Annotated in this window: 17 protein-coding genes and 1 other RNA gene; all 18 read left to right on the top strand. The window is 44.0% G+C overall.

The features are described 5' to 3' along the window. Positions 1-16 precede the first annotated feature (16 nt). The 18 genes from B5F18_RS07270 (at position 17) to B5F18_RS07185 (ending at position 17363) form a co-directional block, all read left to right on the top strand. Complete coding sequence (locus B5F18_RS07270; RefSeq protein WP_330394133.1) at positions 17-556, top strand: YbhB/YbcL family Raf kinase inhibitor-like protein; 540 nt, start codon at positions 17-19, stop codon at positions 554-556. Continuing rightward, entirely contained in the window at positions 546-1061 is a 516-nt protein-coding gene (locus B5F18_RS07265; RefSeq protein ID WP_087157018.1) for an FUSC family protein, read from the top strand. Before B5F18_RS07270 ends, B5F18_RS07265 begins: the two co-directional genes overlap by 11 nt. 104 nt (positions 1062-1165) lie before the next feature. After that, positions 1166-1405 carry a FeoA family protein gene (locus B5F18_RS07260; protein WP_087157017.1) on the top strand — a complete coding sequence of 80 codons (240 nt, stop codon included), beginning with the start codon at positions 1166-1168 and terminating at the stop codon, positions 1403-1405. Next, on the top strand, positions 1366-3240 hold the full coding sequence (gene feoB / locus B5F18_RS07255) for a ferrous iron transporter B (RefSeq protein WP_242955822.1): 1875 nt from the start codon (positions 1366-1368) through the stop codon (positions 3238-3240). Before B5F18_RS07260 ends, feoB begins: the two co-directional genes overlap by 40 nt. A 69-nt stretch (positions 3241-3309) precedes the next feature. Further along, positions 3310-3594, top strand: coding sequence for a DUF1905 domain-containing protein (locus tag B5F18_RS07250; protein WP_087157015.1), 285 nt, complete (start codon positions 3310-3312; stop codon positions 3592-3594). 161 nt (positions 3595-3755) lie between these two features. Beyond that, positions 3756-4105, top strand: a transfer-messenger RNA (tmRNA) gene (gene ssrA / locus B5F18_RS07245). A 562-nt stretch (positions 4106-4667) separates the two neighbouring features. Next, positions 4668-5963: a KAP family P-loop NTPase fold protein gene (locus tag B5F18_RS07240; RefSeq protein ID WP_087157014.1), complete on the top strand. Its 1296-nt coding sequence runs from the start codon at positions 4668-4670 to the stop codon at positions 5961-5963. A gap of 192 nt (positions 5964-6155) precedes the next feature. After that, positions 6156-6860 carry a YoaK family protein gene (locus B5F18_RS07235; protein WP_087157013.1) on the top strand — a complete coding sequence of 235 codons (705 nt, stop codon included), beginning with the start codon at positions 6156-6158 and terminating at the stop codon, positions 6858-6860. Between the two features lie 36 nt (positions 6861-6896). After that, positions 6897-7580, top strand: a complete 684-nt coding sequence (locus tag B5F18_RS07230) for a response regulator transcription factor (RefSeq protein ID WP_087157012.1) — start codon at positions 6897-6899, stop codon at positions 7578-7580. After that, the gene (locus B5F18_RS07225; RefSeq protein ID WP_087157011.1) at positions 7577-9040 is read left to right on the top strand and encodes a sensor histidine kinase; all 1464 of its coding nucleotides are present in this window, start codon (positions 7577-7579) and stop codon (positions 9038-9040) included. Before B5F18_RS07230 ends, B5F18_RS07225 begins: the two co-directional genes overlap by 4 nt. A 27-nt stretch (positions 9041-9067) precedes the next feature. Then, the gene (gene hisH / locus B5F18_RS07220) at positions 9068-9682 is read left to right on the top strand and encodes an imidazole glycerol phosphate synthase subunit HisH (RefSeq protein ID WP_087157010.1); all 615 of its coding nucleotides are present in this window, start codon (positions 9068-9070) and stop codon (positions 9680-9682) included. A gap of 1 nt (position 9683) precedes the next feature. Beyond that, positions 9684-10457 (top strand): imidazole glycerol phosphate synthase subunit HisF, encoded by a 774-nt coding sequence (gene hisF, locus B5F18_RS07215; RefSeq protein WP_087157009.1) that lies wholly within the window; start codon positions 9684-9686, stop codon positions 10455-10457. 4 nt (positions 10458-10461) lie between these two features. Continuing rightward, on the top strand, positions 10462-11145 hold the full coding sequence (locus B5F18_RS07210; protein ID WP_087157008.1) for a uracil-DNA glycosylase: 684 nt from the start codon (positions 10462-10464) through the stop codon (positions 11143-11145). 20 nt (positions 11146-11165) lie between these two features. Further along, the gene (locus B5F18_RS07205) at positions 11166-11531 is read left to right on the top strand and encodes an ArsR/SmtB family transcription factor (protein WP_087157067.1); all 366 of its coding nucleotides are present in this window, start codon (positions 11166-11168) and stop codon (positions 11529-11531) included. A 22-nt stretch (positions 11532-11553) separates the two neighbouring features. Then, on the top strand, positions 11554-12084 hold the full coding sequence (locus tag B5F18_RS07200; RefSeq protein WP_087157007.1) for a tetratricopeptide repeat protein: 531 nt from the start codon (positions 11554-11556) through the stop codon (positions 12082-12084). Between the two features lie 10 nt (positions 12085-12094). Further along, positions 12095-13354: a GTPase HflX gene (hflX, locus tag B5F18_RS07195; RefSeq protein WP_087157006.1), complete on the top strand. Its 1260-nt coding sequence runs from the start codon at positions 12095-12097 to the stop codon at positions 13352-13354. Positions 13355-13361: 7 nt separating this feature from the next. Next, positions 13362-13922 carry a class I SAM-dependent methyltransferase gene (locus B5F18_RS07190; RefSeq protein WP_087157005.1) on the top strand — a complete coding sequence of 187 codons (561 nt, stop codon included), beginning with the start codon at positions 13362-13364 and terminating at the stop codon, positions 13920-13922. Positions 13923-14420: 498 nt separating this feature from the next. After that, a complete protein-coding gene (locus B5F18_RS07185) occupies positions 14421-17363 on the top strand; it encodes a glycosyl hydrolase 53 family protein (protein WP_162607558.1) in 2943 nt (980 codons plus the stop codon). Positions 17364-17484: the final 121 nt, after the last annotated feature.

The following is a 17484-nucleotide window of genomic DNA, read 5'->3' as shown; positions in this document are numbered from 1 at the left end:
GGTGTGAGGATGGAGTATGATTACAAAAGAAAAAAGACTTGGAGGTGCAGATATGATCGTTACAAGTACAGGAATTGTAAATGGCGTAATTGAAGAAAAATATGGTGCAAATGGAACACAATTTAATGAAAACGGTATGCCGTCTTATTCTTTACCGTTAAAGATAGAAGGCGCTCCGGACGAAACCGTTTCTTTTGCAATCGTACTGGAAGATAAGGACGCATATCCGGTGACAATGGGATTTTCCTGGGTGCACTGGCTTGCGGCAAATATCACCAGAAATGAATTAAAGGAAAATGAGAGTGTGACGGCTACAGACTTTGTGCAAGGATGCAATAGTTGGGCGAGCGTACAGGGAAACAGTCAGAGCAGAGAATTGTCCAGTTTTTATGGCGGCATGGCGCCTCCGGACAAAGCTCATACATATGAAGTGCATGTGTATGCGCTGGATACAAAGCTGGATTTGGAAAACGGATTTTTTATGAATGAACTCTATCACGCCATGGAAGGACATGTGCTGGAGAGTTTCACTTTGAAAGGTGTCTATGAAAAATAATACATTTAAAATCGGTGGCCGTATCTGGAAGACAGTTGCGGCCGTTTTCTTATGTTTTCTGATTGATGATATCTGGAGGGAGGGCGTGCCCTTTTATGCGGCGATCGCAGCTATTTTGTGTATCCAGAATAATTGGGAGGACAGTTTAAAAACAGCAAAAAACAGGGAGATCGCCACCATCATCGGAGGTATTTGGGGAATGCTGTTTCTCATCTTTGAAAAAAGTACGGGATTTGCACCTGGAGAAATCATCCGCTATGCAATACTCTCGCTTTTACTCATCCCTATCATCAAGCTTTCGGTTGGTCTGAAACAGGAAAAAGGGACTTATCTGATGTGCGTGGTTTTTCTTTGTGTCACAGTCACACACAGAGGAGATGTAAGTCCAGTGGAATTTGCCATCAACCGTATGATAGACACCACGATTGGGATCGTGGTCGCATTGGCGGTAAATCAGTTCCCCCATATCCTGAAGAAGAAGGGGGATAAAAAGAAACGTTTTTAGTTTCCTTTTGAAGTCATTGTGCATATTTTGATAGTAAGCACATTTTCCCGCACGCGAAAACAAGCGCATGAGTTTGGCGTGTTGTCGGGAAAAGGAGATGGACGATGAATTTAGCGGATATGAAACCTGGGCAAAAGGCAGAGATCACGGGCTTTTTGGAAGGTATCTCCATAGAACAAAGGCTGAAAGATCTGGGATTTATCAGCGGCACAAAAGTTGTATGTGTGGGGAGAAGTCCTTTGGGTGATCCGGTGGCCTACAAGGTGTGCGGGGCAGTCATTGCCATCCGAAAGGAAGACGCCAGGTGGGTGATGGTGAAGGAGGTGGAAACGTGCGCAAGGTAATCGCTCTGGCCGGAAATCCCAATGTTGGGAAAAGCACGGTTTTCAATCATCTGACAGGACTAAGACAACACACAGGCAACTGGGCCGGAAAAACAGTGGAATGCGTAAGCGGAACATGCAAAAGAGGAAGTAAGGTATATGAGTTTGTGGATCTGCCGGGATGCTATTCTCTGTCTTCCCATTCCAGGGAAGAGGAGATTGCAAGAGATTATATCTGTCTTGAAGGACCGGATGCAGTTGTGGTTGTCTGCGACGCCACCTGCCTTGAGAGAAATTTGATCCTGCTTTTACAGATTATGGAGATCACGCCCAAAGTAGTGCTCTGTGTCAATCTTCTCGACGAGGCCAAAAAGAAAAAAATCCACGTGGACTTGCAGAAACTTTCCGGAGAGTTACATATCCCGGTGATCGGCTGTTCAGCCAGGAGCGGGGAGGGTGTGGAGCAGATCCTGGATGCCATTGAAAGTCTGCAGGAGAAAAGTAAAGAGCAAACAGGCATTGTCCATCAAGCATGTTTGGAATCAGTGGATCCATTTGTAAAAAGAGCACGGAAATTATGCGAGCGTGCAGTTGTGTATGAGAAGGCAGAGTATGATAGAAAAGACCGGATGCTGGATCGCCTGTTTACAGGGAGAGTAACCGGATTTTTGGTTTTGTTTCTTTTTCTGTTTGGGATTTTCTGGATTACGGCAGCAGGCGCCAATATTCCTTCCGCATATTTGCAGAAAGGTGCATTTTGGCTGGAGGAAAAGCTCATAGAAGGAGCCGTTTTTCTTGGGATTTCACCTGCGGCTTATGAACCGATCATCTGCGGAGCTTACCGTGTACTGTCCTGGGTAGTCAGCGTGATGCTGCCGCCGATGGCAATCTTTTTCCCTCTGTTCACGCTTTTGGAGGATTTTGGGTATCTTCCAAGGGTGGCTTTTAACTTGGATAAATGTTTTCAAAAATGCCGCGCCTGTGGAAAACAGGCTCTGACCATGTGTATGGGATTTGGCTGCAATGCAGTGGGTGTGACCGGATGCCGGATCATTGATTCGCCAAGAGAGCGGATGATCGCCATTCTCACAAACAGTTTTGTCCCGTGCAACGGAAGATTTCCGACAATGCTTGCCCTTTTGTCCCTATTTTTTGTGGGCAGTACAGGGGCTGGCGCAGACTCTGTACTGGCAGCAGTCTGCCTTTCGTTTGTCATTCTTTTTGGAATCGGTATGACCTTGCTTGTATCCAGAATTCTCTCCGGCACAATACTAAAGGGAATGCCGTCTGCATTTACCCTGGAACTTCCTCCGTACAGATGTCCTAAGGTGGGGAGAGTTCTTATCAATTCTATCTTAAACAGAACATTGTATGTGCTTGGCCGTGCAGTCCTTGTGGCGGCTCCGGCAGGCCTTTTCATCTGGGTGCTGGCCAATGTACAGACAAAAGATGCAAGCATTTTGCAGCACTGTGTCAATTTTTTGGATCCTTTTGGGAGAATGATTGGTCTGGACGGTGTGATCCTGATGGCATTTATCCTTGGAATGCCTGCCAATGAAATCGTGCTGCCTATCATCCTGATGACATATTTGTGCCAGGGGAATCTTCAGGACATTTCCGATATCTATCTCATAAAACAGATTTTAACGGAGAATGGCTGGACATGGCTGACTGCGCTCAATACCATCCTGTTTTCACTCCTGCACTGGCCTTGCGGCACAACCTGCCTTACCATCCGAAAAGAAACCGGAAGTGTGAAATGGATGGCGCTTGCAATCCTGATACCGACAGCAGTTGGACTTGTCATCTGTTTTTTGAACACAACAGTGGTAAATTTTGTGACAGGAGTGCTCTAAAACTTTTTAGTGTAAACAGTCAAAAAAACAGTATAATAAGAAGAAAAGGTGACGGAGAGGAAAAGGGCGATGGAATCAAAAATATATGAGTTTGAGGCTGTCTTAGAAAAGGTACCGGGTATAAACGGAGCATATGTCCGTTTTCCCTATGATATCAGAAAAGAGTTTGGGAAAGCCCGCGTCAAAGTGGAGGCCACATTTGACGGGGAGCCGTACTGCGGCAGTATTGTCAATATGGGCGTCAAAAACAGCGATGGGTCCATCTGCTATATTATAGGAGTGCGGAAAGATATAAGAGAAAAAATCGGGAAACAGCATGGAGATATGGTCAAGGTGACGGTAAAGGTGCTGTGATACACACAGCATTTATAGTGACAATAAATTGTGAATTTCGTTTTTGTTCACAATAAGAGGGAGTAAGACGATACAGGGGGCGATTTTCGCCCCTTGACAGTATACAGATCCGTTCGATATAATAGTCCTAAGTCTGTGGGCAGTACATTCAATAACAATAAGGGCTTGTACTGGTTTCGACGGGGGTCTAGAAGTTAGAGTAGCCATCCGCAGCGCGGGACTGCGTTAAAACCTGCAACTTAAAATTAAACGCAGACGAAAATTTAGCGTACGCTGCCTAATTGTGCAGCAGTCGGCCTTAGGTATCTCACCGCTTAAGTAACCGGCTTCAACAAGGTGAGGCACTTTGTCTCCAAAGCTTTGAGGGGATAAAAGAATTTATGAAGCTACTGAAGTGAAAAGCCTGTCACCGGGCGTTTCATGGAGGGAATGTCAAAACGATGACTGTGATTGGGAGAAGCTATAATGGAAGGGCTTTCGGACGCGGGTTCAACTCCCGCCAGGTCCATTTGGAACGCTGTGTTTGCACAGCGTTTTTTCTTTGCTTTATGATAGAAGAACTGGGTAAACCGTATAGTGAAAATCAAGAACGGGAATGGTCTCTATGATCAGTAACTTTTTAAGGTGCTTAATTGAAACAAAAGGATAGATGCATTACAATGAAGGAAAAGGAAAAATATCAATGAAGTTAAAATGGATATAGAAGATGCTTTGCAGTTTAGAAAACGTGTTCGAGTTGAATTTTAAAAGCAGGATAAAAGCGGCATTTATGGATTGATTCGGTATATGCTTGCGTATAATTTCAACAAGATTGAGGAAAGTCAATTGACAGAGTAACAACCGGATACTTCACGAGGTTTCATGAGATGATATCCGCTTATCAGAAAACGTTATCTCAGGAGCTGATAAAATATCATTTTTGTTTAAAAGTGGTTTCTTCAAGGCAGAGTATTGCAGGAAAATAGTATCAGGGTATGTAGAAATATTTAAATAGAATATGTTCCGCAAAAGGAAGAAAAATCACCAGTTTTGTGAAATGCAGGACGGGTGATTTAATACGAAGGAGAAGGAAAATGGAAAAGAAAAAGGATGTTTTGAATCGAGAAGAATTTGTCAATACAATCACAGAGTTTGTCCATACACTTTCTGAGTTAAAGAGGGGATGCAGCTTTGCTATTGATGGAAAATGGGGAAGTGGAAAAACCTTTTTGATGGAAATGTTGGAAGAAAGATTGAGAGAAGAGCAATCGGAAACCACAGGGGATAACCAATATTTTTTGTTTCACTATAATTGCTGGCAGTACGATTATTATGAGGAACCAGCTGTGGCAATGGTGTCCTCCTTGTTAGATACGGTGAAGGGGGAAGAGAACATTTTTGGAGGAACAATAGACAGAACGGTTCAGGCATCTTGGGTGATTGCAAAAGAAGAGGTGAAAAAAATAGCAGGAAGGTTTATTGAGAAACACATCGGATTAAATCTAATTGATACAATAGACGCTGTCAAAAAGAAAGAATCAAAGTTAGAGGAAGAAGATAAAAGTTTTGATATGCTATTTGGATTTAAAGAAACATTAGATCAAACACGAGAGTCTTTAAAACGGATAGCAGAACAAAAAACTTTGATTTTTGTGGTGGATGAATTGGATAGATGTATTCCTTCTTATGCAATCAAAGTACTGGAACGACTGCATCATTTGTTTGCAGAGCTGGATAATGTAATTGTCATTATAGCAGTAGATGGAGTTCAGTTAGAACATTCCGTAAAACAAATTTACGGAAAGGATACTTGTGTAAACGAGTACTTAAAAAAGTTTATCAGTTTGACTTTTAGTTTGGACACCGGAAGACTTTCAGAAGGAATCTTTGAAAAATATCGAGATTATTTTAGTTTTTTTTCTGAACCATCAAAGGAAGAAAAAAGAAAAATAGAAACATTTTTTTCAGTCATGTGGGAAGGTATTGATATTAGAAGCCAGGAACAGGCAATGGAAAAAGCTCGGATAGTACATAAATTACTAATGGAAGGACAGGTAGATATTGCATTAGCCCTTTTAGAGATTATGGCGGTTAGATTTCATAATTCAGAATCCAAAGATTTAAGTTGGTTAATGATGTGTAATCGTTCTCTTGATCAATCAGGGGAGATGGACCAAAAGCAATGGGGAAAATTTAAGGATATTGTAGATAGAGGAAATGGATATAATCAATGGAGTGATATTGGATCTCTAAGACCATCGCAAGCAAATATATACGGGAGATTTTTGAAATTAATCCTAAATCTATATGATGATTCTAAAAAATTCAAATTTAGTGAAGAAGAGATAAAAGCAGAGGAGTTTATGCGAATATTGATGAGTCTTGAGTAACTTAACTGTAGATATTACGGGCCTTTTAACAAAAAGCTAACAATCCGATATCCAGAGATATTTGATTGATTTAGACAAAAGGAAGTAAAGAATTGCAGAAATGCTGTTATAAAATTTTAACTATCCAAATATGGGAGAAAAGATGTATAACTTTGAAACGTATCGATTATGGAAAGGCAAGAGGAAGGTAGGATGAAAAAGGCAAAAAACCAACAGGTATCCGAATCCATGGCATTGGGAGTGGTCCTCACTTTGGCGGGAGGATTTCAGGACGCATATTCGTATAATTGCAGAGATCATGTGTTTGCCAATGCGCAGACCGGAAATATCGTTCTTTTTGGACAAAATCTGGCCATGGCTGATTTTGCGCACGCATTTCGCTATTTGGTGCCGCTTTTGGCATTTGTGGGCGGCGTATATGTCAGCGAATGGGTGAAATACAGGTACAAGGAGGCGCAGAAAATACATTGGAGACAGATCGTGCTGGCAGCGGAGATTGTGTTGCTTGTTCTTGTGGGATTTTTGCCGCAGTCTGTGAATATTGCAGCAAATGCAGTCCTATCCTTTGCATGCGCCATGCAGGTGGACAGTTTCCGCAAGTTTCAGGGGATCCCATGCGCCACGACGATGTGCATTGGAAATATGAGAAGCGCGACCGAGTTTTTGTGCAGATATCGGCAGACAAAGGATGAAGAAATGAAAAAGAAAAGTTTGTACTACTATTTTATTATCCTTGTGTTTGCGATCGGAGCGGCTATTGGAGCACTTTTGACAAAACAGATTGGGGAACGCACGATCTGGATAACAGCAGGTCTTTTGGCAGCTGGATTTATCATGATGTTTGGAAAAGAAGAAAAATTCACAGAACAATCATACTTATCTGATAGAATAAAATAGTTAGATCAGAATGAAAGAGAAAAGGAGTGCCGCAGGATGGAAAAGATAAAGATTTTAGTGGTGGATGATGAGGCCAGAATGAGAAAGCTGGTCAAAGACTTTCTGGAGCGCGAAGGATATACAGTGATCGAGGCAAAAGACGGGATGGACGCACTCGAGAAATTTTACGATGAAAAAGACATTGCCCTGATCATTCTCGACGTGATGATGCCTTTGATGGATGGCTGGGATGTGTGCAGGGAGATCCGGAAAAATTCCAAAGTCCCGATCATCATGCTGACTGCAAGAACAGAGGAGAAGGATGAACTGCTAGGATTTGAGCTTGGAGTGGATGAGTATATTTCCAAGCCGTTCAGTCCCAAAATCCTTGTGGCAAGAGTTTCCGCGATCTTGCGCAGGACAAATCAGCTTTCCGGTGCAGAGTCCATTGATGCCGGCGGCATCGTTGTGGATAAATCTGCCCATCAGGTGACGATAGACGGAAATGTGATCGATCTAAGTTTCAAAGAGTTTGAGCTGCTTTCCTATTTTGTGGAAAACCAGGGGATTGCGCTCTCCAGGGAAAAGATTTTGAACAATGTCTGGAATTATGACTATTTTGGAGATGCGAGGACCATTGACACTCATGTGAAAAAACTGCGCAGCAAGCTTGGAGACAAAGGAGAATACATCAAAACAATCTGGGGCATGGGTTACAAATTTGAGGTAACAAAATCATGAAACATTCTATAAGAAAACAAATGCTGGTCATGTTTGTTGGGCTGATCCTGGCCATGCTGTTCGCAATCTTGATGGTGAACAATGTTTTTCTTGGTGAGTACTATGTTTCACAGAAAAAACCAAATTTGATTGCAGTGTATGAGATCCTGGAATCACAGAACGATGACCTTTATAATAATGTGACAATACAACGGCTCCTGGATGAATCGGAGCGGGCCAATATTTCGTTTGGAATTTACGATGTGTACGAGAATAAGATGAAGGCAGGATTTGCGACAGCCCATGAGATGGATGTGTTGGAAAACCAGCTGAAGGGATACTTGTATGGAAAAAATGAAGGGGAACTTTTGGACAAAGCCGATAACTATGAAATATGGAAGTCCAAGGACGTAAAAAGCCGGTCCAGCTATCTGGAAATGTGGGGACAGCTGTCCAATGGCAATACATTTATTATGAGATCTCCGCTGGAAAGTATCCGGGAGAGCGTAGTATTGTCCAGCAAGTTTCTTGCCTACGTTGGTGTTATCATTATTGCTGTCGGCATTCTCCTTGTGTGGCTGTTCTCCAAAAAGATCACAGAGCCGATACTGGAGCTTGCCGCATTGTCCGAGCGTATGGCAGAGCAGGACTTTGAGGTAAAATACACGAGCGGCGGAGAGAATGAGATCGGAGTTCTGGGAAGAAATTTCAATACCATGTCTGAAAAACTGGAGGAGACGATATCAGAGCTTAAGAATGCAAACTATGAACTGAAACAGGATATTGAAAAGAAAGAAAAGATTGAGGAGATGCGTACAGAGTTCATCGGAAATGTCTCCCATGAGCTGAAGACCCCGATCGCCCTTATTCAGGGGTATGCGGAAGGGCTGAAGGAAGGCGTAAACTCAGATGCGGAGAGCAGAGATTTCTACTGTGATGTTATTATGGATGAGGCAGGAAAGATGAACCGGATGGTGAAAAATCTTTTGACCTTGAATCAGCTGGAGTTTGGAGAGTCGGATGTCCAGTTTGACCGGTTTAATATTGTGGAACTCATCCAGGGAGTGATCCAAAGCTGTGAGATTCTGATCCAGCAAAAAAGTGCTGAAGTAAGATTTGATACAGGCACTCCGGTATATGTATGGGCGGATGAGTATAAAGTTGAGCAGGTGGTGCGCAATTATTTCAGTAATGCACTCAACCACCTGGATGGAAAACGCGTCATTGACATCAAAGTCCGGAAAGATAAAAAGATTGCGCGAATTTCTGTGTTCAACACAGGAAAACCGATTCCAGAGGAGGATATCGGACGTATCTGGGATAAGTTTTACAAAGTGGATAAGGCCCACACAAGAGAATACGGAGGTAACGGCATCGGACTTTCCATTGTAAAGGCGATCATGGAGGCAATGCAAAAAGGGTATGGTGTGCGCAATTATGATAATGGTGTTGAATTCTGGTTTGAACTTGATGTAAAATAGAACAAAAAACGGAAAGGCTGTGGAAAGATGATAGCGATAATCGATTACGATGCCGGGAATATCAAGAGTGTGGAGAAGGCGCTTTTGTACCTTGGTGAAGACGTATGTATTAGCCGGGACGCAAAAGAAATTTTGAGCGCTGACAAAGTGATCCTGCCAGGAGTGGGAGCTTTCGGCGATGCGATGGGAAACATCAGGCGGTTTGGCCTGGAGAGTGTGATAAAAGAAGTGACAGAAAGAGGGACACCGTTTCTCGGCATTTGTCTTGGACTGCAGCTTTTGTTTGAGAGAAGTGAAGAGACCCCTGGGGTGGAAGGTCTTGGGATTTTAAAGGGAGAGATTTTAAGGATTCCGGACAAAGAAGGACTTAAGATACCGCATATGGGTTGGAATTCTCTGGAACTCACCAATAGCGGAAGACTTTTTAAAGGTCTGGAGGGTAATCCATATGTCTATTTTGTACATTCCTACTATTTGAAAGCTGAGGATAAAAAGATTGTAAAAGCAGTGACAGATTACAGTACAAGGATTCATGCGTCCGTGGAAAAGGACAATGTGTTTGCCTGCCAATTCCACCCGGAAAAAAGCAGCAGCGTGGGACTTCAGATTTTAAAGAATTTTGTAAGGCTGCAGGAGGGATAGCATGTTTACGAAGAGAATCATTCCATGCCTGGATGTGCACGCAGGGCGTGTGGTAAAAGGTGTGAATTTTGTAAAATTAAGAGATGCCGGGGATCCGGTGGAGATCGCAAAAGCCTATGATGCCGCAGGAGCAGACGAGCTTGTGTTTCTGGATATCACCGCCTCATCCGATGAGAGAAAAACGGTTGTGGATATGGTGAGAAAGGTTGCCGAGAGTGTGTTTATACCTTTCACTGTAGGAGGCGGTATCCGCACAGTAGAGGATTTCAGGGAGATCTTGAGGGAAGGCGCGGATAAGATTTCTGTGAATTCCGCAGCCATTGCCAATCCGAATCTGATTTATGAGGCTGCACAAAAGTTTGGCAGCCAATGTGTGGTTGTTGCCATTGACGCAAAAAAGAGGGAAGACAAAAGCGGATGGAATATCTACAAAAACGGCGGAAGAGTAGATGTGGGGATCGATGCCATAGAATGGGCGAAAAAAGCGGAAGAGCTTGGCGCAGGGGAGATTCTTTTGACAAGTATGGATTGTGATGGTACAAAAGCGGGCTATGATCTGGAATTGACAAAGGCAGTGGCAGAGGCAGTATCCATTCCGGTCATTGCATCCGGCGGAGCAGGGACGCTTGCCCATTTTAGGGACGCACTGACAAAAGGAGGAGCGGACGCTGCGCTGGCGGCATCGCTGTTTCATTATAAAGAACTGGAAATCAGAGAAGTGAAAGAATACCTGCGCAGGGAAGGGATTTCCGTGCGCTTGGAAGATCAGGAGTAATGATATGGGAGCGATCAATAACGACTGGCTTGAGGCCCTTGGAGAGGAGTTCCACAAGCCTTACTATAAGAAACTTTACGACACAGTAAACCACGAGTACAGGACGAGGAGGATTTATCCTCCTGCGAACGATATTTTCAATGCATTTCACCTGACACCTCTAAAGGATGTGAAGGTTGTCATCCTTGGACAGGACCCTTACCATGGGGATGGACAGGCCCATGGGCTCTGCTTTTCCGTAAAACCGGAAGTGGAGATTCCCCCGTCGCTTGTAAACATTTATCAGGAATTGCACGATGATCTTGGATGCACCATTCCAACCCACGGGTATCTGACTAAGTGGGCAAAGCAGGGAGTGCTCCTTTTAAATACTGTTTTGACTGTGCGTGCTCATCAGGCGAATTCCCACAGAGGGATTGGCTGGGAAGAGTTTACGGACGCAGCTATCCGGGCGTTGAATGGACAGGATCGCCCTATCGTATTCATTCTTTGGGGAAGACCTGCCCAGATGAAAAAAAGTATGCTGAACAATCCCAAACATCTCATCCTGGAGGCGCCGCATCCAAGCCCGCTTTCTGCATACCGTGGATTTTTCGGCAGCAGGCCGTTTAGCAAAACGAATGAATTTTTACAGGCCCACGGCGTGGAGCCGATAGACTGGCAGATTGATGAGCTGTGGCAGGCATAAACATGAAAAGAGTGAAGAAGATGAAAAAAGAAAATATGGAAGTGGAGTGCTGCGAAAGTGTGCATATCCACGATGGCGTAATAGAACAGGTGAAAAGGGGCATGCCAAAGCAGGAGGATTTAAAAGAGCTGGCAGATTTTTTTAAGGTGTTTGGCGACGGTACCAGAATCCGTATTCTGTATGCACTGCTCTCGTCTGAAATGTGTGTGTGCGATCTGGCGGAGCTTTTGGAAATGTCCCAGTCTGCGATTTCTCACCAGCTTCGGGTGTTGAAACAGATGAAACTTGTAAAAAACAGGCGGGATGGAAAAACCGTGTATTATTCTCTGGCAGATGGACATATTCAAACCATTATGAGTCAGGGAATGGAACATATCAAAGAATGACCATAACAATCAGGAGGAGAATATGAATAAAAAGAAGGTGGCGGCCTTGGCGCTTGGCGCGGTATTTGTGCTGAGTGGATGCCAGGCAAGCCAGATTGACAAAGGGGTAGAGTATCTGAACGAAGAAAATTATGAAAAGGCCGCGGAAAGTTTTTCGGAAGCTGTTCAAAACGGAAAAAGCGAGGAACTTGGGCAGGCTTATAAAGGTCTTGGTATGGCTTACTGGGAAATGGGGGAATATACAAAAGCAAGGGAGTCTCTTGAGGGCGCGCTGGAAAACGGCGTGCAGGAAACTGCATCCCTCTACAATCTCATGGCATGCAGCGCTATGGAGGAAGAAAAATTTGCGGAAGCGCAAGGATATTTTGAAAAAGGTCTGGCGCTTGAGGAGGACAGCAAAGAGCTTGTGCAGGAGATGAAGTATAACCAGGTCATCTGTTATGAGAAACAGGCAAAATGGGATGAGGCAAAAGAGGCTATCGAGGCCTATGTGAAAGAATACCCGGATGATGAGAAAGCGGCGAGAGAGGCCCAATTTTTGAGAACTAGGTAAAGGAAGATTTATGGCAGAGTTGATTGAATTAAAACAGGAGAAGGAACGAGTGATATTGGTCGGTGTCAGTGCCAGGGAGGGCGATGACACCGAAAATTCTATGAAAGAACTGGAAGAACTTGCAAAGACAGCAGGGGCTGTGACAGTCGGCGCTGTCATCCAGAACAGGGAGAGCGTCCATCCGGCCACATATGTGGGGAAAGGGAAGATCGATGAGATCAAGGAGCTTATCTGGGAGACGGATGCAGACGGGATCATCTGTGATGATGAGCTCACGCCTGCACAGATGAACAACCTGCAGGAGGAGCTGGACGCAAAAGTCATGGACAGGACTCTTTTGATCCTGGATATTTTTGCAGGCCGCGCAAAGACAAGCGAGGGAAAGATCCAGGTGGAGCTTGCGCAGTTAAAATACAGACAGAGCAGGCTGACAGGATTTGGCCGCGCCATGTCAAGGCTTGGAGGCGGAATCGGCACAAGGGGACCTGGAGAAAAGAAACTGGAGATGGACCGGCGCCTTATCAAAAACAGAATTGCCCAGCTTTCCAGAGAATTAAAAGAAGTGAGGAAACACAGGGAGATCACACGGGAACAGAGACTTCGCACAAAGATTCCGGTGATCGCTATAGTGGGATACACGAATGCGGGCAAGTCCACGCTTTTAAATACATTGACAGGAGCAGGTGTTTTGGAGGAGGATCAGTTGTTTGCTACCCTGGATCCAACGACGAGAAATTTGAAACTTCCAAGCGGCCAGGAGATCCTTTTGACAGATACAGTCGGGTTTATCCGGAAACTTCCCCATCATCTGATCGAAGCATTCAAGAGTACATTGGAAGAGGCGAAATATGCGGATGTGATCCTGCATGTGGTGGATGCGTCAAACCCGCAGATGGAGCAGCAGATGTACACAGTCTATGAGACGTTAAGAGGGCTTGAGGTTGTGGACAAACCTATACTGACAGCATTTAACAAGCAGGACAAAGAAGGAGTTTCCGGTACGGCAAAAGATTTCCAGGCAGATGAAGTCGTCTTTATTTCCGCAAAGACGGGGATGGGGCTTGACAGGTTGACGGAGAGCCTGGAGCAGATACTTCGCAAGGGCAAGATGGCGATCGAGCATGTCTATCCGTATGAGGAGGCGGGGAAGATCCAGACCATCCGCAAGTACGGGGAACTTTTGGAAGAAGAGTACCGGGAAGAAGGTGTGTTTGTGCGCGCCTATGTGCCGGTGGATATAGGAAAAGAACTTTTAGGAAAAGGAAAATAAAAACAAGATGAAAAATTATCAGATCACGCAGTGGTGCCACCATTTTATGGAGGAACATGTAAAGCCAGGGGATGTGTGTGTGGATGCCACTGCCGGAAATGGAAATGATACGGAAAAACTCTGCAGCCTTGTCGGTGAGAATGGCAAGGTCTATGCCTTTGACATTCAAAAGGAGGCGCTTGTAAATACAGAAAAAAGGTTAAACGAAAAGGGCCTGCTAAAGCGAGCCCTTTTGATTTTGGATGGACATGAAAAGATGGCAAAATATGTAAAAGAGGAAGTGAGTTGTATTGTCTTTAACTTCGGATATTTGCCCGGCGGGGACCATTCCCTTGCAACAAAAGCCAAGACAAGCATTCTGGCTATTGAAGAAGGACTCAAATTGCTGCAGAAAAAAGGCCTTATGAGCCTTTGCATTTACAGTGGAGGGGACAGTGGCTTTGAAGAGCGGGATGCAATCCTGGACTATTTAAATCATTTGGATACAAAAAAGTATCTTGTGATCGTGAGCCAGTATTACAACAGGCCAAATCACCCGCCCATACCAGTGATGATAGTAAAATTGTAACCGGTGATACTATTTTTCTCTTTCAAAAAACAATGCCATATCATACCGTTTCTGTCCTGCAAGGACAGAATGGGATATTTCATGATCAGGGAGGCATATCCTTTTCCTAAAATCCAAAAGTGGTCTGGTTAAGTGAGCAGCATTTGTTGCAGTACGGATTATTAGAAAAACCTTCCCTATTGATGATTTTAGTATTTCAATAATAATGCAAGTTCGGAGATTTGCCGGCAGAGATTGCTTTCTTGCTAAAAATAAATACAATAAAACCAGTAGTTGAGTAATAATTATTGCTTAACTGCTGGTTGTTTTGTTTTTTTGGTATAAAAATAAATTTAAAAATATAAATAGACCAACTAATAAAAACTAAATAGAAAATTATACAAAAATAATAGAAAATAGGATAGAAAAAAAGTTTATTTCAAAATATAATTATTTACAGAGGCATTAGCAAAGAAAGGCAATAGAAGAAAGCTATTGCAAATAAAAGAGAAAATGGGGGTGAAAAAACAGAAAATACAAGTCGGAAGAAAACGGGATAAGAAAAGTGTGAAAGGAGAGAAGAAAAAGATGAAGAAAAAGGTATTGTCTATTTTGCTGGCAGCAGCTATGACAGTCACAGCAGCCGGTATGATTCCGTCAAACAGTATGGCGCTGGAAGGAAGTGCCGAATATGAACCAGCGGAAAGTAACTTGTCAGGCAAGTATTGGGTAACAGCAGCTGCAGATACGGGAAATGCAGAAAATGCAATGGATCAGGATGAGGACACAGCCTGGGTAGCGGAGGAATTTCCGGCAGTGTTCAATGTGGATCTTGGAGGAAGTTACGATGCCATCCATAAAATCGTAAATGTTTTTGCAAACGGAACAAATGCATGGAAGTATACAATCGAAGGATCAAAAGACGGAGAAGAGTGGACAGTTTTAGCAGACCGCAGCAAAAACGAGGGAAAGGGCGGAGTATTTACGGATATCTTTTCTATGGAAGGACTGAGGTATCTTCGGTTAAATGTGATTTCCGGCAATGCGGGCGGATTAAAAGAATTCCAGATCATAAACTATCTGCGCCCGGATATGAACAATGGTTCCGATACTTCCGAACAGGGCGGCAACACGAATGCCTACTATTACAATGCAGGCAATAATCCTGTTGTGGAAGGGATCCGCGGCGGAAAATTTACGGACGAAGGATCTATTGAGAACGGAAATAACTTCTTTGGTCTGACCAAAGATCTTGGATGGGATACCATAAGACTGCGCATCTGGAATGAGCCAAAGAGCGAGACGAGCGGAAAACCAAATGAAAGCGCAGGAAACTGTTCACCGGAAAATACATATAGAGTGGCAAGAGCGATCAAGGGAGCAGGCCAGAATCTTGCAATTGATTTCCATTATTCGGACAGCTGGTCAGACCCGCAAAATCAGCCAAAACCATATGCATGGGCAGGGCTTAGCTTTGATGAGTTGGTACAGGCAACTTACGACTATACTTATGAGACTATCGGAACACTGATCGAACAGGGAACAGCGCCATCAATCGTGGCAATTGGAAATGAAATCACAAATGGTATGATGTGGGGGCAGGAATACGATGAGATCACACCGTATGTACATCATCACGATTATTACAATCAAGGACTCCATGAATTGGCTCCGGGCGGCGGAATCAAATGGATGAAATACGAAGAGGCGAACGGAGATAAAACGTCCGAGGCATATCAGGAATTTTTAGGTTCCATTGACAATCTGTCTTGTCTGGTGGACGCAGGAAACCGGGCAGTCCAGAAACTGAACGAAGAAAATGGACTGGATATCCAGACTGAGATGCATTTTGCCTTTAACGTCTTTGAGCAGCCAACCGGACAGGATAAAGTGCAGCTTGACCCGGATGTTGTTCTGGAAAAAGTGAAGACATTGATCAGCGGACTTGCAGAACGTCTGGAGGCAAAAGGGGGAATGGTAGACCGTCTTGGTATTTCCTACTATCCGGACTGGCATGGTACATATGACACTGTACAGCGCAATATTGTAGAACTTTCCAAAATGCTCCCGGGTGTACAGTTTAACATTGCAGAGTGCTCACCAAAAGCAAGCGGAACAGTCACAGACTGGATGGCAGATCCTAACCATGAAGTAGGATTCAAATACAGTATTCAGTCTCAGGGCGATGATGCCATGAATATCATGAAGACGATCAACGACGTGCCAAACAATGTAGGAATGGGCGTTTGGCCATGGGCAGGAACCAATGTCTTTGGCAGCGGAAGAGGAGATAACGCTACATTAAACGCATCCTTTAAAGTTTGGAACGATGCGTTTGCAAAGAATATTCTGGAGAGCGATATCAGTGTAGTGGCAGAAGAGGGCGAAACAGCGGATCTTCCGGATACAGTCAAGAGCCTTGACCTGGCAACAGGAGAGGTGAAAGATGTACAGGTAGACTGGGATGAAGAAGATATCGAAACAGGTAAGATGGATGAAGACGGAAACTACACAGTAGACGGTGTCGCTGATGTCACGGTTCCTTCCGAAGGCAGAGGAAAAGCAATGACAAAAGTAACAGCCGTTGTAGAAAAAGAAGCAGAGGAAATTTCCACAGATGTATTGGAATACGCATTGACTCTTGCAGACAGAGTAAACACAGACGGGGTAGTGGCATCTGTAGTGGAAAGATACAATGCAGCACTTGCAAATGCACAGGATATCCTTGCAAAAGTACATTCCGGCGACGCATCTGTTACACAGGATATGGTAGACAATGCATGGCAGGAACTCGTCACAGTTATGCAGTATCTATCCTTCAAACAAGGCGATAAGACTGATCTTGATAAAGTGATCGCTCTTGCAGATACAATGAATGCGGATCTTTCCGTATATCTGGACGAAGGAAAGGATGCATTTACGGATGCTCTCGATGCTGCAAAGGCTGTGCAGGCAGACGGAGATGCTATGCAGGAGGATGTAAATAATGCATGGCAGAATCTTCTTACAGCAATGGCAGGACTTCAGAGAGTTCCTGACAAGACAGCGCTTGAAGAACTTTTGAGCAAAGCAGCAATCCTCAATGAGAACGATTACGAAGCAGCAAGTTTTGCAGTGTTTAGAACTGTATTTGCAGAGGCAAAAGCAGTGTATGAGGACGACCAGGCAAATGCAGAAGAAGTAAAAACAGCGACACAAAACCTCGAAGGAGCAATAGCAAAACTGACACCTGCGGCTGAAACGGAAAAGGAGATCGTTGCAAATGCACAGACAAGTACAGCGGCATCAACGACAGACAACAGCGCAGAAAAAACAAATACCGCGGATAACGTGCAGAAGACAGTAGAAAAATCTGCAAAGACAGGAGATTCCACAAATGCATCCGCAATGGCAGCAGCTGGTATACTGGCGGCCGTAGCAGCAGCGTTTGTTTGGAAGAAAAAAGATGAAACAAGTAAATAATACTGAAAATTCAAGGTCAAGTTCAAAGGAACCTTGATCTGGATAAGAGAAGAAGGCGTCTCAAAAGTCATGAAATGACAGGGGAGATGCCTTCTTCTTTTTGGATTTACAGACCATCCAT

This window comes from Lachnoclostridium sp. An181, from assembly GCF_002160325.1.
In the GTDB taxonomy this organism is placed as follows: domain Bacteria; phylum Bacillota; class Clostridia; order Lachnospirales; family Lachnospiraceae; genus An181.
This window is presented reverse-complemented; position numbering and strand designations above follow the sequence as displayed.

Excerpts from the sequence above, each read along its gene's own strand:
- B5F18_RS07270 (WP_330394133.1), top strand. The coding sequence starts at position 17 with ATGATTACAAAAGAAAAAAGACTTGGAGGTGCAGATATGATCGTTACA.
- B5F18_RS07265 (WP_087157018.1), top strand. The coding sequence starts at position 546 with ATGAAAAATAATACATTTAAAATCGGTGGCCGTATCTGGAAGACAGTT.
- B5F18_RS07260 (WP_087157017.1), top strand. The coding sequence starts at position 1,166 with ATGAATTTAGCGGATATGAAACCTGGGCAAAAGGCAGAGATCACGGGC.
- B5F18_RS07250 (WP_087157015.1), top strand. The coding sequence starts at position 3,310 with ATGGAATCAAAAATATATGAGTTTGAGGCTGTCTTAGAAAAGGTACCG.
- B5F18_RS07240 (WP_087157014.1), top strand. The coding sequence starts at position 4,668 with ATGGAAAAGAAAAAGGATGTTTTGAATCGAGAAGAATTTGTCAATACA.
- B5F18_RS07235 (WP_087157013.1), top strand. The coding sequence starts at position 6,156 with ATGAAAAAGGCAAAAAACCAACAGGTATCCGAATCCATGGCATTGGGA.
- B5F18_RS07230 (WP_087157012.1), top strand. The coding sequence starts at position 6,897 with ATGGAAAAGATAAAGATTTTAGTGGTGGATGATGAGGCCAGAATGAGA.
- B5F18_RS07225 (WP_087157011.1), top strand. The coding sequence starts at position 7,577 with ATGAAACATTCTATAAGAAAACAAATGCTGGTCATGTTTGTTGGGCTG.
- hisH (WP_087157010.1), top strand. The coding sequence starts at position 9,068 with ATGATAGCGATAATCGATTACGATGCCGGGAATATCAAGAGTGTGGAG.
- hisF (WP_087157009.1), top strand. The coding sequence starts at position 9,684 with ATGTTTACGAAGAGAATCATTCCATGCCTGGATGTGCACGCAGGGCGT.
- B5F18_RS07210 (WP_087157008.1), top strand. The coding sequence starts at position 10,462 with ATGGGAGCGATCAATAACGACTGGCTTGAGGCCCTTGGAGAGGAGTTC.
- B5F18_RS07205 (WP_087157067.1), top strand. The coding sequence starts at position 11,166 with ATGAAAAAAGAAAATATGGAAGTGGAGTGCTGCGAAAGTGTGCATATC.
- B5F18_RS07200 (WP_087157007.1), top strand. The coding sequence starts at position 11,554 with ATGAATAAAAAGAAGGTGGCGGCCTTGGCGCTTGGCGCGGTATTTGTG.
- hflX (WP_087157006.1), top strand. The coding sequence starts at position 12,095 with ATGGCAGAGTTGATTGAATTAAAACAGGAGAAGGAACGAGTGATATTG.
- B5F18_RS07190 (WP_087157005.1), top strand. The coding sequence starts at position 13,362 with ATGAAAAATTATCAGATCACGCAGTGGTGCCACCATTTTATGGAGGAA.